The organism is Haladaptatus sp. AB643, assembly GCF_024136975.1.
Lineage (GTDB): Archaea > Halobacteriota > Halobacteria > Halobacteriales > Haladaptataceae > Haladaptatus.
This window is the reverse complement of sequence record NZ_JAMYJW010000014.1, coordinates 23,975-36,921: the sequence shown is the minus strand read 5'-3', so window position 1 is coordinate 36,921 and position 12,947 is coordinate 23,975. Positions and strand designations below refer to the sequence as shown.

The 12,947-nt window shown below is 60.3% G+C and carries 13 protein-coding genes; 9 read left to right on the top strand and 4 right to left on the bottom strand.

What is annotated here, in order from left to right; genetic code table 11:
* Window position 1 precedes the first annotated feature (1 nt).
* From NKF25_RS21235 to NKF25_RS21225, 3 genes are read left to right on the top strand one after another with little or no spacing between them, the layout of a single operon-like run.
* Complete coding sequence (locus NKF25_RS21235; RefSeq protein ID WP_066138353.1) at window positions 2-739, top strand: helix-turn-helix domain-containing protein; 738 nt, start codon at window positions 2-4, stop codon at window positions 737-739.
* Window positions 740-777: 38 nt separating this feature from the next.
* On the top strand, window positions 778-1,185 hold the full coding sequence (locus tag NKF25_RS21230) for a hypothetical protein (RefSeq protein WP_253228637.1): 408 nt from the start codon (window positions 778-780) through the stop codon (window positions 1,183-1,185).
* A 60-nt stretch (window positions 1,186-1,245) separates the two neighbouring features.
* Window positions 1,246-2,256, top strand: a complete 1,011-nt coding sequence (locus NKF25_RS21225; RefSeq protein ID WP_253228636.1) for a hypothetical protein — start codon at window positions 1,246-1,248, stop codon at window positions 2,254-2,256.
* A 1-nt stretch (window position 2,257) separates the two neighbouring features.
* On the opposite strand, the gene NKF25_RS21220 is transcribed toward NKF25_RS21225, so the two are convergent.
* The 3 genes from NKF25_RS21220 to NKF25_RS21210 form a co-directional block, all read right to left on the bottom strand.
* Entirely contained in the window at window positions 2,258-2,704 is a 447-nt protein-coding gene (locus tag NKF25_RS21220) for a hypothetical protein (protein ID WP_253228635.1), read from the bottom strand.
* 49 nt (window positions 2,705-2,753) lie between these two features.
* The gene (locus NKF25_RS21215) at window positions 2,754-5,072 is read right to left on the bottom strand and encodes a DEAD/DEAH box helicase (protein WP_253228634.1); all 2,319 of its coding nucleotides are present in this window, start codon (window positions 5,070-5,072) and stop codon (window positions 2,754-2,756) included.
* A gap of 112 nt (window positions 5,073-5,184) precedes the next feature.
* Window positions 5,185-5,562 (bottom strand): hypothetical protein, encoded by a 378-nt coding sequence (locus tag NKF25_RS21210; protein ID WP_253228633.1) that lies wholly within the window; start codon window positions 5,560-5,562, stop codon window positions 5,185-5,187.
* 302 nt (window positions 5,563-5,864) lie between these two features.
* Between NKF25_RS21210 and NKF25_RS21205 the strand changes: the two genes are divergently transcribed.
* Together NKF25_RS21205 and NKF25_RS21200 are read left to right on the top strand one after the other, a co-directional pair.
* Window positions 5,865-6,758, top strand: a complete 894-nt coding sequence (locus NKF25_RS21205; RefSeq protein ID WP_253228632.1) for a HalOD1 output domain-containing protein — start codon at window positions 5,865-5,867, stop codon at window positions 6,756-6,758.
* A gap of 93 nt (window positions 6,759-6,851) precedes the next feature.
* Window positions 6,852-8,921, top strand: a complete 2,070-nt coding sequence (locus tag NKF25_RS21200) for a hypothetical protein (protein ID WP_253228631.1) — start codon at window positions 6,852-6,854, stop codon at window positions 8,919-8,921.
* A gap of 9 nt (window positions 8,922-8,930) precedes the next feature.
* On the opposite strand, the gene NKF25_RS24295 is transcribed toward NKF25_RS21200, so the two are convergent.
* Window positions 8,931-9,065 carry a hypothetical protein gene (locus NKF25_RS24295; protein WP_256487781.1) on the bottom strand — a complete coding sequence of 45 codons (135 nt, stop codon included), beginning with the start codon at window positions 9,063-9,065 and terminating at the stop codon, window positions 8,931-8,933.
* A 444-nt stretch (window positions 9,066-9,509) separates the two neighbouring features.
* Here NKF25_RS24295 and dps point away from each other — a divergent pair, with 444 nt between their 5' ends.
* The 4 genes from dps (at window position 9,510) to NKF25_RS21180 (ending at window position 12,815) form a co-directional block, all read left to right on the top strand.
* Complete coding sequence (gene dps / locus NKF25_RS21195) at window positions 9,510-10,136, top strand: DNA protection during starvation protein (protein WP_253228630.1); 627 nt, start codon at window positions 9,510-9,512, stop codon at window positions 10,134-10,136.
* Between the two features lie 63 nt (window positions 10,137-10,199).
* On the top strand, window positions 10,200-10,562 hold the full coding sequence (locus tag NKF25_RS21190) for a 2Fe-2S iron-sulfur cluster binding domain-containing protein (RefSeq protein ID WP_342766346.1): 363 nt from the start codon (window positions 10,200-10,202) through the stop codon (window positions 10,560-10,562).
* Between the two features lie 97 nt (window positions 10,563-10,659).
* Window positions 10,660-11,277 (top strand): heme-binding protein, encoded by a 618-nt coding sequence (locus NKF25_RS21185; RefSeq protein WP_253228629.1) that lies wholly within the window; start codon window positions 10,660-10,662, stop codon window positions 11,275-11,277.
* Between the two features lie 395 nt (window positions 11,278-11,672).
* Window positions 11,673-12,815, top strand: a complete 1,143-nt coding sequence (locus NKF25_RS21180) for a 2-isopropylmalate synthase (RefSeq protein ID WP_253228705.1) — start codon at window positions 11,673-11,675, stop codon at window positions 12,813-12,815.
* Window positions 12,816-12,947 lie beyond the last annotated feature (132 nt).

Below are 12,947 nucleotides of genomic sequence, written 5' to 3'. Positions count from 1 at the left end.
CATGGACGAAACTGACGCCATCGACGCGCTGACCGACCTCGGCCTCTCGAACTACGAGGCCAAGGTGTTCATCGCGCTTCAGAAGTTGGGGATCGGAACCGCTCGGGACATCCATGGCGTCACCGACGTGCCACGGTCACAGGTGTACGGTGCGGCGGATGACCTCCAGGAGCGCGGACTCGTGGAGGTAAAACAGTCGAAGCCGATCCAGTATCGCCCCGTGAGTTTGGCGGCGGCGAAATCGCACCTCCGCGACCGCTTCGAGCGCGCACAGCAACGCGCGTTCGACTATCTCGAATCGGCACAGAACGAGTTCGTCGATACCGAGAGCGAGCGGGAGGACGTCTGGTCCATCGACGGCGAGAACGCCGTCACCAGTCGAATCGAACAGCTGATGGAGGAGGCCGAATCGAGGATCGTCTTCGGTCTCCACGACGAGTCGCTGTATACGGATCGGCTCGTCGAGATCCTCCACGAGCGGTCGGATGCGGGCGTCGATGTCCTCATCATCTCCCAGGACCCATCGATGCAGGAACACTTCAGTGATCTCCGAGTCGTCATCCGCCACGACAAACCCCACGCCGAACCCGCGGGACGCATGCTCATCGTGGACGACGATACCGTCCTCATCAGCATCCTCGGTGATCACGAAAGTGCGATTTGGAGTTCCCAAACGGGATTCTCGGCGATCCTGTGTCAAACGGTCAGCTCACAGATCGAAGACGCGATCGGCGAATAACCCAATACGCCTTTCTTTCAGTCGAATCAATAGCAGGTATGAACCCGCAGCGCCGGCTTTCCAGAAACCTACTCTCGGAAGCACGGGCATATGGCTACACGCTTTCCATTTGGGGCGGTGGTGGGCTCCTGCTGAGCCAGTTCGGCACCCCGTCGGCGGCCGAGGTGTTCGCGTACGTCGGCGGTGCCATCGTGGCGTTCGGACTGCTTGCGCTCCTCACGTTCGGCGACGTAACTGCCGAACCGGACATGGACAAGAAGACGAAGGCCACGTCGTTCGTCCACGTCTTCGCCACCATCGGTAACCTGCTGGTCAGCTACCTCCTCACGTTCGTGCTGCACGGCCTGCTCGCCTTTCTCGTCGTCGGGGTACAGACGACGTTCACCTACAACGTACTGTTGTTGCCCGAGGAGTACATCGCTCACCTGTGGCATCGCTCCGTCTGAGGGCGTTTTCGGACTCTGACTGTCCGATAGTTTATCAGTCATGACGAACAACAGCTGTGTATGTCTTGGTACGCCGTCGACGCGTTAGAGGACGCCATCGAAGGGACACGCGAATTGCTCTTCCCCTTCGATGCGGGAACGTGGCTTCGGCTCGCCGTCATCGTGTTCTTTCTCGGAGGAACGAGTACGGCGTCGCCGGTGCAAACCAATATGCAGTTCTCCCCACAGTCGGGCGGTTCGTTCCCCGTCACCCCTGGTAACCTCTCGATTCCCTGGGAAAGCGTCGCGACGGTACTCGTCGTCCTCGCCGTCGTCGCCGTGTTCTTGGGCCTGCTCTTCACCGCAATCGGGGCGATAATGGAGTTCGCGTTCGTGGAGTCGCTTCGAACGCAACGGGTTCACGTCCGCCGATACGCGAAGTCGTATCTCGGCCAAGGGCTGTCGCTGTTCGTCTTCCAACTCGTCCTCTTTCTCATCGTCCTCCTGCCGGTGGCTGGTATCGTACTCGTCACCGTTCCAGCACTGTTCAACGGACCGGAAAACGTCGCGCTCGGACCGTTGCTGTTCCTCGTGCCGGTGCTGTTCGTCCTCGGTTTCTTCGTCGCGCTAGTCGACACGCTGACGAAGGCGTTCGTCGTTCCCGTGATGATGGTTCGAGGAGGCGGTGTGCTCGCCGGGTGGAAGGCGTTCTGGCCGACGCTCAAGCGCGAGTGGAAACAGTACGGCATATATCTCGTCCTCCGGTTTTTCATCGCCATCGCGGCGAGTTTCGTCGTTTCGCTCGTGGGCGGCTTTCTGTCCATCGTCGTCCTCATTCCGTTCGCCATCGTCGCAATCCTGCTGATCGTCGCGTTCGGCGGGTTCGGCGCGCTCGCTGTGATGTTTTCGAATCCGGCGATAGTAGCCGTGTTTGTCGTGCTCCTCGTCGCCTACATCGTCTGTGCCATCTTCATACTGGCGCTGGTTCGAGTGCCGATTCAGGCATACACCGGGTACTTCTCTCTGCTCGTGCTGGGCGATACGAACGGGGAGTTCGACCTCATCCCGGAGCTTCGGGAGCGGATTCGATAGCTTAGAGTTTCGATTCGAGCTGACGACCGACGGCGGCGTCGCCGACCGGACCACAGTCCCGTGCGAGATGGACGAGCGGCGCGTTTTTCATCGTAAGCCACGCTCCGTCACGGTCGCTGGTGACGGTGACCGAGCGCTCGGTTTGCGGAAGCCCGTTGGCTCGAACGTCGTTCGTTCGCTCGCGGACGCCGACCATTTGGAGGGAATCGGTCGGGAGTTCGGTGACGACGAACCGATATTCGGGAACGTCGGGGTCGTGTTCTCGGAGCGCGGTTCGGTACTCGCGTGCGAGGTCGGCGGCACGCGCGGCGTCGTCGTGTGTTTCGAATCGGGTACCCGTAATCGGCGTCGGGCATTCGCCGGTTTCGGCACAGGTGACTGAAAACGAACCGGAGTCAGCGGCCAACTCCTCGATCTCGCGTCGGGTTTGCCGGAGGATGTCGTCCATGTTTAGGCTAACCTAATTTAGGTTTAGGGTTGCCTAAAAGCCTTCCGACTCAGTCCGTGAGATCTGAGAGGAGGTGTTCGGCGAGTTCCTTGTCGAGCGGATCGTTCGCGTTGCCACACTGTGGCGACTGTACGCAGGAGGGACATCCCGATTCGCAGTCGCAGGCGCGAATCATCTCCCGCGTGTTTTTCATGAGCGATTCGACGGTTTCGTAGCCTTCTCGGGTCAGTCCGACGCCGCCGGGATAGCCATCGTAGATGAAAATCGTGCTCGTGCCGGTGTGCGGGTGGAGCGGCGTGGAGAGACCGCCGATGTCGCTACGGTCACAGAGCAAATCCAGCGGGAAGAGCGAAATCATCCCGTGTTCGGCGGCGTGAATCGCGCCGTTGAAATCGCCGTCCATCGTCCGTAACTCGCGCTCGATGTCGTCCGGAATCGTGAAGTAGAGCGCTTTGGTCCGGAGCGTGAGTTCCGGCAGGTCGAGCGATTCGCGGCCGAGCGTCTCGTTTCGCTTCGCGTCCCGTCGCTCGAATCCGGTGATCTGCTCGCGCATCGTCACCTCGGCGAAGCGGACGGTACAGTCCTCGCGGGTCGAGAGCGTCTTCTCCGACAGGTCCTCCTCGACGGTTATCTCCTTGTCAGTGAGCGTCTTGGTGTGATAATCCGCCCACGTCGGCGAGAGTTCGGCCACGTCCCGCGACAGATCGAGGTCCACGACCTCGTAGGACTGCCCCTGCTGGTGATAGATCGCGCCGCGATGGGCGTCGTTCAGCGCGTCGCTGAACGGGAGCGAGGCGATGACGTTCCCGTTCGAACGGTCCAACAGGTCGATCTCCCGGTCGTCGATAGTTCGCAAGCTCATATCGTGTTGCGGGCTTCCGTCGCCATCGTACGTCCAGCGGATGCCACCGCTCGTTTGGCGGCGTTCGAGTTCCCCCCGCGATTCGAGGGCGGCGACGAGGTCGGGGAAGTTCTCGCCGAAGTACGCCCGGTCTTCGGGCGAGAGCCACGTTTCGCGGGCGGCGGAGACCACGTGTTCCGGGAGCAACTCCTCGTTTTCCGGGTTGACGACCGCCCGCTCCGGGTCGCCCGCGAAGAACTCGTCCGGGTTTGCCATCAGGTACTGGTCCAACTGATCCTCGCCCGCGACGAACGCGACGAGGCTGGCCTCGGTTCCGCGCCCGGCCCGTCCGGCCTGCTGGAACGCCGCCATGCGCGTACCGGGATAGCCGTCGAGGAGGACGGCGTCCAGGCCGCCGATGTCCACGCCGAGTTCCAGCGCGTTCGTGCTCCACGCGCCGCGAACCTCGCCGGAGTGAAGCCCTCCTTCGAGTTCCCGGCGGCGCTCGTTCCGCAGGGCCGCCTGATACGCGGCGATGTCGTTGGCGAGCGAGCGCTCCCCTCTGTTCCTGAGTTCGTCCGCGCTCTCCATCGCGTAGCGTTCGGCACCCTGCCGGGAACGGGTGAACGCGAGCGTCTGGCAGTCGCGGGTGACGAGGTCGGCGAAGATGCGTTTGGTTTCGCCGTGATTCGATTTTCTGCGTTTCGCGCCGCCGTAGCGGTCGTCCTCGTACTCCGGCGGGTTCCAGAGGAGCCAGTGGGTCGGTCCGGTGCGACTCGTGTTCTCGTCCACGAGGGCGAACGAGGACTCGGACTTGCCGGTCACGGCGCTCGCGTGTTCGACCGGATTGCCGATGGTCGCCGAACAGCAGACGAACTGCGGATTCGAATCGAATCGGTCACAGATCCGCGCGAGTCGGCGCAGGACGAGCGCGACGTGGCTCCCGAAGACGCCGCGATACTCGTGCACTTCGTCGATGACGACCGTTTCCAGGCCCTTGAAAAACCAATCCCAGAGCCGGTGGGCGTAGGGAAGCAGGGCGTAATGGAGCATGTCGGGCGTCGTGAGGACGACGGTTGGCTGTCGGTTTCGCACGTCCCGCTTTTCGTTCTTGTCGAGTCGGCCGGTGTACTGGGCGACCGAGACGCGACTGCCGAACCCCAAGTCGCGGGCGAGGCCGTCCAATGTCTCCTCCTGATCGTTGATGAGGGCGTTCTGCGGTGCGATGTAGAGCGTTCGCCCGCCGTGGTCCATCGCGCGTTCGAACGCCGGGATGGTGTACCCCAGGCTCTTCCCGCTCGCGGTTTGCGTGGCGATGACGACGTTTTCCCCGCCGCGAACCGCCTCGACTGCCTCGGCTTGGTGGCGATAGAGTCGGTCGATGCCACGGGTTTCGAGGGCGGATTCCAACCGCGATTCGAGCGGGATATCCCGAAATTCACCGTCGTTCCCCGGGAGCGTCTCGTGGCGGGCGATTTGCCCCTCGTAGTAGGGTCGCCCGCGCAGCCAGTCGATGGTGTTCTGCACTGTGGGGTGTTTGGTAGTGAACGTTCTAACCGGTTTCGTCACTGGTGAACCACACGATACGAACGAGTAACAGCGCGATTTGTGGAACGGTTTGAGTGGGAACCGTCGGCCGTCACTCTTCGTCCGAGGGCAACACGGACGGAATCGGGTCGACCATATCCTCCCCGTACGTCCAGGAGAGAATACCGTAGTCGGCGAGTCGCGGCAGGTGTTCCTGTTCCAGGCGAATCCGTACCCATTCCTGCTCGGATTGTGTTACGTCCGTCATGGGTATTCCCTGGGAACGACTCGCGACGTTCGTCGCGAGCAGTGAAATCGGGGTCGCGGTTTCCTGCTCGGAAAGGAACAGTACGAGGTGGCGCCGTTGTTCGTTTTTGAGCAACTCGTACACCGCGTCCGGTGTGGAGAGGAGCACGTCTGGACCCACCGTATCCAAAAATTGTAGTAACTCCATGAGGGTCCCCTGCCCGTCGTTCGACGTGTTACCCATACCCGTTTTAGTACGCTCGGAAGTATGAATCACCCGATACACGAGGATTTATTTGCTAAACAAATAATATTGGTTTTTTAGAATAGAATTCGAATATGGCGTGGCGGGGTGACGGAAAACGCCGATCCAAAACGGTAGTAATTGGGACCGGTTTTCATATCGGATAGAGAACTCATACGGTATCGAATCTCGATTTGAAACACCAAAAGCGCTTTTGACTGTCGGGGTAGTACGATTACAGAGCTATGGGTTCAATGGAGGAGAGTGCTACATCGCCGTTCATGTGTGGTGTAGAGGAGCCGATGAGGTTCCACTACGATTGGGGAAGTGAGGAAGCGCTCGGTTCGTTTATCGTTCAGCGAATGGTTGAGTGTTCGGGGGTGAGTTCCACCGAAATTCCGGAGCCGCTGTACGGGTGTATCGACCCCGACGCGTTGGAGGAGTTGTTCCAACCGCTCGCCGACGGAACGGCCCGCGCGAGCGGAAAGCTGACGTTCATGTTCGCAGGTCACTACATCACCGCCAGCAGCGACGGGACGGTCGAAATCGAATCCGAACTCGGTCGGTTGAAACGGACCGGTGGGAACCTACTGCTCACCGGCGACGTTCCGGCGGATCTGTTCGAGGAGTTGAGCGTGCAGTTCCTGGGCGCGCCGTCCAACGACAGGACCCACCTGTTCGCGCTGTTCGGGCGGGATGTGGACGTGGCTCGGAAGCGTCTTTCACGTGCCAACGCAGACCCCGCTCAAGCGCACATCCTGACCCACGAAGTGGCAGTGCGCTCGGCGACACAAGCACAATCGAACGCGTATCCGGACCGACCGTCCGCCTCGTCCGTGGAGGGGTCACTCGACGACTTCCAAACCGCGATACAGGACGAATTATTGGAACTCCAGTACGGGAATCGGGGATTCGAGCCCGGGGAGCTACGGTTCTGTTTGGATTCGCTACAGTTGCTTTCGAACGAGGAAGGGTCGGTTGCTGTGGAACGTTCCTTGCGGAAGATCACGGAAACCGTCGAGGAACTGTCCGGAATCGGTCAGTACATCTTCCCGGGTGCGTTCGATTCGGATTCCGTTCAAGCCGTAGAGCCGCTGTTCGACGTAACGATCGAACTGAAGCTCGACCCGGACGGACCGAAGCAGCGATGGCATCTGCACGAGACGAGCCACACGACGACGTGGTTCCCGCTCTGACGTTTTTCGGCCGGGGTGCCGACGGAGTTCGCACCCCCACCGTCGACGGTATCGTCGTAGCGCTACAGCCCGAAACCGAGCCCTCAAAGTGAAATGAAACCGATATTTCGACAGAGTGTCGAGCAAACGGGGTTGACCATCGTCGACCCCATTCACCGACGCCAGTTCCCGATTCGGACGCCGACCTCCGTCAGTCCGCTTCCGGCGGACGACGACCAGTTCTACTTCCCGGTCGACAACGCGGCGGAAATCAGGACGGACAAACTCGTCCTCCCGTACATCGTCATCACGCACGTCCGTTCGTTGGACGGCACGGTTCTGGCGGAAGCCGGTGAGTTTTCGTACGAACAGTTCCCCGAAGGCGAGTATCTCGTCGAACTGAACGCACCGATTCGAATCTATCTGCGGGTTGCCGGTGAGTTGACCATCGCGTCATCGGCCGACCGGATGGAGTTCGATTTCGGGACGGAGACGGTGGTCCGAATCGGGGCACGGTCGTATCACGAACACCCCGAGGGGACCGTTACGACGACGGCGGAACCGGCGGACGTGATGGCCGCCGTCTCCACGTTCGGATCGTCGCTGAAGACGTTGAGTTGTGAGCGGTCGTTGCCGTCGCTCAGGGGACATCCCCCGAAGATCGAACTCGGGGACGAACTACACGTTCCGGACGAACTGACGCCGCCGGAGACAGGTGTTCGGATAGAACTCCCTCCGGAACTGCCGATGATCTATTCGGCGAGTTCGCTCGCCTATTATCTGGGAGCGACCATCGTTCCGGGCGAGGAACCGAGGCTCGTGACGGACCGGGGCTTCGTTCATCCGCTCGACCACCCGGAACGGGGGTACGAGGGTGAAATCGAACGAGTGCTCGTCCAATCGTTGTTCTTCGACTGTGTGACGCGAACCGAAGGGTTGTACCAGATACCGCTTCACGAGCGGCAGGTGGTCGAACCGTTCCTCGACGTGTCGTTCGAGGAGTTGTACGAACGCGACCTCGCGGAACAAGTCGAGACCTATCTCGACATCCCGTTCGACGTTATCCGAGAACACGTGCCGACGTGGCTGTTATCGACGACCGTCACGAACGATATCGCCAACGTCGAGACGATTCCGTATCTGGTGAACAACCTGTCGCTCATCTCGACGCCGGACGAGAACCATCGCCGGTCGATACCGAAGACGCCGGAGCCGATCGACAGTTTCCTGCGAGGAACGGAAACACAGAGAGGGCAACAACAAACGACGTCCGACCCGTACGTCGCACCGACGTCGACGGACGCACTGGAACACGCGTGGCTCGGTCACGGGATGCCTATCGGTGCGAACAAACTGATCAAACGCGCCTTCGAGAACAAATTTGAGCGGTCGTCATCGACGGACGGTATCGACATCACGGTGGTCTGTAACGAACAGGAGATGAGTCCGGAGTTCGACGCCGGGGACGACCTCTACGGCAAACGGGACGAACTCGCGTTCGATATCGACGTTCATCGGAACCTCTCGACCGACGAACTGGAGTCGGTGCTTACCACCCCCACCGACTTCCTTCACTACATCGGTCACATCGAGGAGGGCCGTTTCATCTGTGCCGACGGGGAACTCGATATCGAATCGGTCGAGGATGTCGCGGTCGATACGTTCCTGTTGAACGGCTGTCGGTCGTACGAACCGGGAATCCAACTCATCAACTCCGGGAGCATCGGCGGCATCGTCACCTACAGCGAAATCGCGAACAAAAGCGCGATACCCATCGGTCGAACCATCGCGCGCCTTCTCAACCGGGGCTTCTCGCTTCGATCCGCTCTCGTGGTCGTTCGGGAACAGCAACTGGTCGGCAATCAGTACATCGTCGTCGGCGACGGCAGCATCGAGATCGCTCAGAGCGAAAGTGGGACGCCGTACCTCTGTCGTCTCGACGTCGACCCGGAGGGAGGATACGAACTGCGTTTGATGACTTATCCGACCGTCGATTCGGGAATGGGTTCCCTGTTTACTCCCTTCATCACCGACATCGAGCAATATTTCTTGAGCGGTGGGGTCATAGACACGTTCCACGTCGACGAGGAGACGCTGGTCCAGTTCCTCCGCCTCGAACAGTCTCCAGTCGTTATCGACGATGAACTCACGTGGTCGACAGAATTAAATCTCGAATCGCTGTAAAAACGCCCGTTATCGGATGGTTCCGCCGCCAGCGGCGGCCACGTTCCCCGTCTGGGTGAGCAGCAGGCAGATGGTGAACAGCACGCCGATCATTCGCGGGTTCTCAGTCAGGTACGTCGTTAACGTGTCATTGCTTTCGGACATCGTATATAGCCCCAGGCACCCAGGAAGAATAGCTTTTTCTAAATGATAACTAGAGGAAATAAATTGGAATATGTCCACCCATACCAAGAGAAACTAGACCGTGCCGGGAAGTAGCCCCTCACGGACGTTTCGAATGGGGTGATTTCCCTTTCGACGCGACGTTCTCAATGCTGTGTATCCCCTAATGTTGGCTATCCCCTTGAGTAACCACCGATTACGGCACGTTGTCTGGCTGTCGCGCCCCCTTTCGGGATAAGGGGACCGCTCAACGTGGGACTCGTGCCGTTCCACGTTCCACTACTGGTCGGTAACGTCTCGAATCACGACGACCCGCCAAAACGTATATCGCCCAAAAAAGTAGGAGTACTTCAAAACTTCGCCCAGATTTCCGAAGAAAATTTTAAGGAAATGGGAACCAATTGTGGTTTTTGGGGGTTAGAAACTATGTCAGATAGTAAAAATCACGGCTCCGGAAGCGTATCGCCGGCGGACACGAGCGATCGAGTGGGAATGCAGGTAATCCGTGAGCGGGGTGGAAATCCGGAGGAGATCCGTGAGACGCTCATCGACGCCATCGGGGCGGAGTTCTCCACGTACTACTATTACACCAATCTCCGAACCCATCTCGCGGGCCACGAGGATTACAAGGAGATCACCGAGGACGCGCGACTCGAAGACCGTTCGCACTTCGAACTCGTGATGCCGCGCGTGTACGAACTTGGTGGACACATCCCCGTCGATATCGGCGACTTCATGAACCGCGCGAGTTGCCCGCACGCCGAACTGCCGGACGATCCGACGGCGGAGAACATCCTCGAAGTCCTCCTCGAAGCGGAGCGCTGTGCGATCCGAACGTGGTCCGAAGTCTGTGATATGACGCAGGACTGTGATCCGCGCACCTACGACATGGCGAGCCGGATCCTGCAGGAGGAAATCGACCACGAGGCGTGGTTCATCGAACTGCTCTCGATGGAGCGCGACGGCGAGGTCAACCCCGCCGGTCACTTCGTCCGCGACCAGCCCGGCGACGCGCCCTACTCCAAGAACCGTTCGTTCAACGACTCCGCGTAAGCGTTCGGCTCCCGACCGATTTCCGGCCGACAACCACATTTTCTCCCGTCCGTAACTGTGCCCGTGAGTTCCTACACCGTCGAAATCGAAGTCCCCGCCGATTGCGACATCGAACAGGCAGGCGAGACGGTCGAAATCGACGTTCCAGAGGACGAGTACATCCTCGCCGTCGCCCGAAATCAGGATATCTGGCTCCCCGCCGACTGCCAACAGGGGTGGTGTACCACCTGTGCGGCCGAACTGCTCTCCGGCGATGTGGACCAGTCCGACTCCCAGCGCTACTTCGACGTGGACCGCGAGGAGGACATGATCCTCCCGTGCACCGCGAAACCCTGCTCGGACCTCTCGCTGGAAGCCTGCCAGTACGAGGAGATGCTGGATCATCGGGCCGAACACGATAAGCCGCCCGGCACCTCGAAACGATGACGATGTGAGACCGACCTCTCGAAAAGATTCGGTCGCCGTTTCTGTCTCGTTCTAGTTGGGGAGTAGGTACTTGCCCGTCCCCGGCGTATGCCATTCGATGGCACGAATCAGCAGAACGCTCGCGCTCGGGACCGCCGTGGCGCTCGGTGCCGCGTGGGTCGGATGGGGGGCGTACATTCGACGGAAGACGGATCAAGTGCCGTACACGACCGCGCTACACGTCGATGGGGTGGAGATTCGACGGTATCCGGACACCGTAGTGGCGCGGACGACGGCCGACACCCAGAACGAAGCGTTCCAACGGTTGTTCCGCTACATTCAGGGGGACAACCGGTTGGGGAAGGAGATCGAGATGACCGCGCCGGTGTCCACCGACTCCGAGACGATCGAAATGACGGCACCCGTCGCGTCCGAACGATCGGAAGCGGGCATGGAGATGTCATTCTTCCTGCCGGGCGAGTACACGGCGGAAGGCGCACCCAAACCGACCGACGAGGACGTCTCGGTCGAAGCCGTCGGCGCGCGAACCCTCGCGGTACGCCCGTTTTCGTGGTACGCGACGGCGGATCGGGTCGAGGAGAACCGACGGCGGTTGTTCGACACCCTTTCGGCACACGACTTGACGCCGAACGGAGAACCGTTCCTGTTGCGATACGACGACCCGTGGACACCGCCGTTCATGCGCCGGAACGAGATTGCCGTTGAGTTGGAGTGAAACTGGGATCCAACTTTCGCTGATACGAGTTGTGCTAACGTGGGCGATGTGTGTCGTCCTCGGCGAGGGCGCACTGTGCGCGCGACGATTTTCACGGCAAATATAGTCGGAATATCGGGGACTGGAGCGTGATCAGGGCGGTGTCGGCAGTATGAATACTGCCGCATCGTCCGGAGTACCTTAGTTACCTTATACACATACCATCACGACGATGTCGTGCGGTTTCCACACTCCGGGCTGGAGCACCACAAATTAAAATTCATTGTCATCTCCTGTCTTAGCGTTACTTATAAATAGGAGGATGGCTCTCACATCGAGTACAATGTCACACAACGACATGACCCCCAAAAGGGGGGGTCGAGTTCTTCGAGGGCACACTAGCCCACACCGACGAGATTGAATCAGTTAGAATTTTCGACACGACGCTCCGCGACGGGGAGCAGACGCCACGCACCTCGTTCTCGCCCGACGAGAAGCGTGAGATCGCGGCGATGCTGGACGAGATGGGAACCCACGTCATCGAGGCTGGCTTCCCGGCCAACGGCGACGCCGAGTTCGCGGCCGTCCGCGACATCGCGGAGTCCACCGACGCCACGACGTGTGCTTTGGCACGAATCGTCGACGGCGACGTGGAAACCGCGCTGGACACCGGCGCGGAGATGGTGCACGTCTTCGCTTCGACCAGCGACGTGCAGATAGAGGATTCGATGCACACTACGCGCGAGGACGTGCTGGAACGCGCCGTCAGCTCGGTCGAACGCGTCGCCGAGGCGGGCGCGATTCCGATGTTCTCGCCGATGGACGCCACGCGAACGGATCCCGAATACATGGCCGAGATCGTCGAGGCCGTTAGCGAGGCGGGTGCCGAGTGGATAAACATCCCTGACACCTGCGGCGTCGGGACGCCGAGTCGCTTCGCGGAGTTGGTGGCCCACGTCAGTGAGCACACCGATGCGCGTATCGACGTGCACACGCACGACGACTTCGGCATGGCGACGGCGAACGCGATTGCCGGCGTCGAGGCCGGTGCCGACCAAGTTCAGGTCAGCGTCAACGGCATCGGCGAGCGCGCCGGAAACGCGGCCTTCGAGGAGGTCGTCATGGCCGTCGAGAGCGTCTACGGTGTCGATACCGGTATCGACACGCAACGAATCACCGAGCTGTCAGAGATGATCGCGGAGTACAGCGAGGTCGAGACACCGGTCAACAAACCCGTCGTCGGCGCGAACGCGTTCGCTCACGAGAGCGGGATTCACGCGGCGGGCGTCATCGAGAACAGCGACACGTTCGAGACTGGCGTGATGAAGCCGGAGATGGTCGGGGCGGAACGCGAGTTCGTCCTCGGCAAACACACCGGAACGCACGCCGTGCGAAAACACCTCCGGCAGTCAGGGTTCGTCCCGACGGAGGCCGAAGTCCGGCAGATCACCCGCAAGGTCAAGGACCGCGGCGCGGCGAAGAACCGCGTGACGGTGAGCGACGTACAACGGTTCGCCCGCGAACTGGGCGTCGATTCTCACGAGGAGGTCAAGGCATAACCATGTCCCCTCGCGTTTTTTACACGGACGGAGAGCGGCCGCTGACACGCGGGTGCAAGAATTGCCCGTCACGCAAGGATTATTTGGGTATCACCACGAACGGTGATAACACAGATGCCACGAGGACGCTTG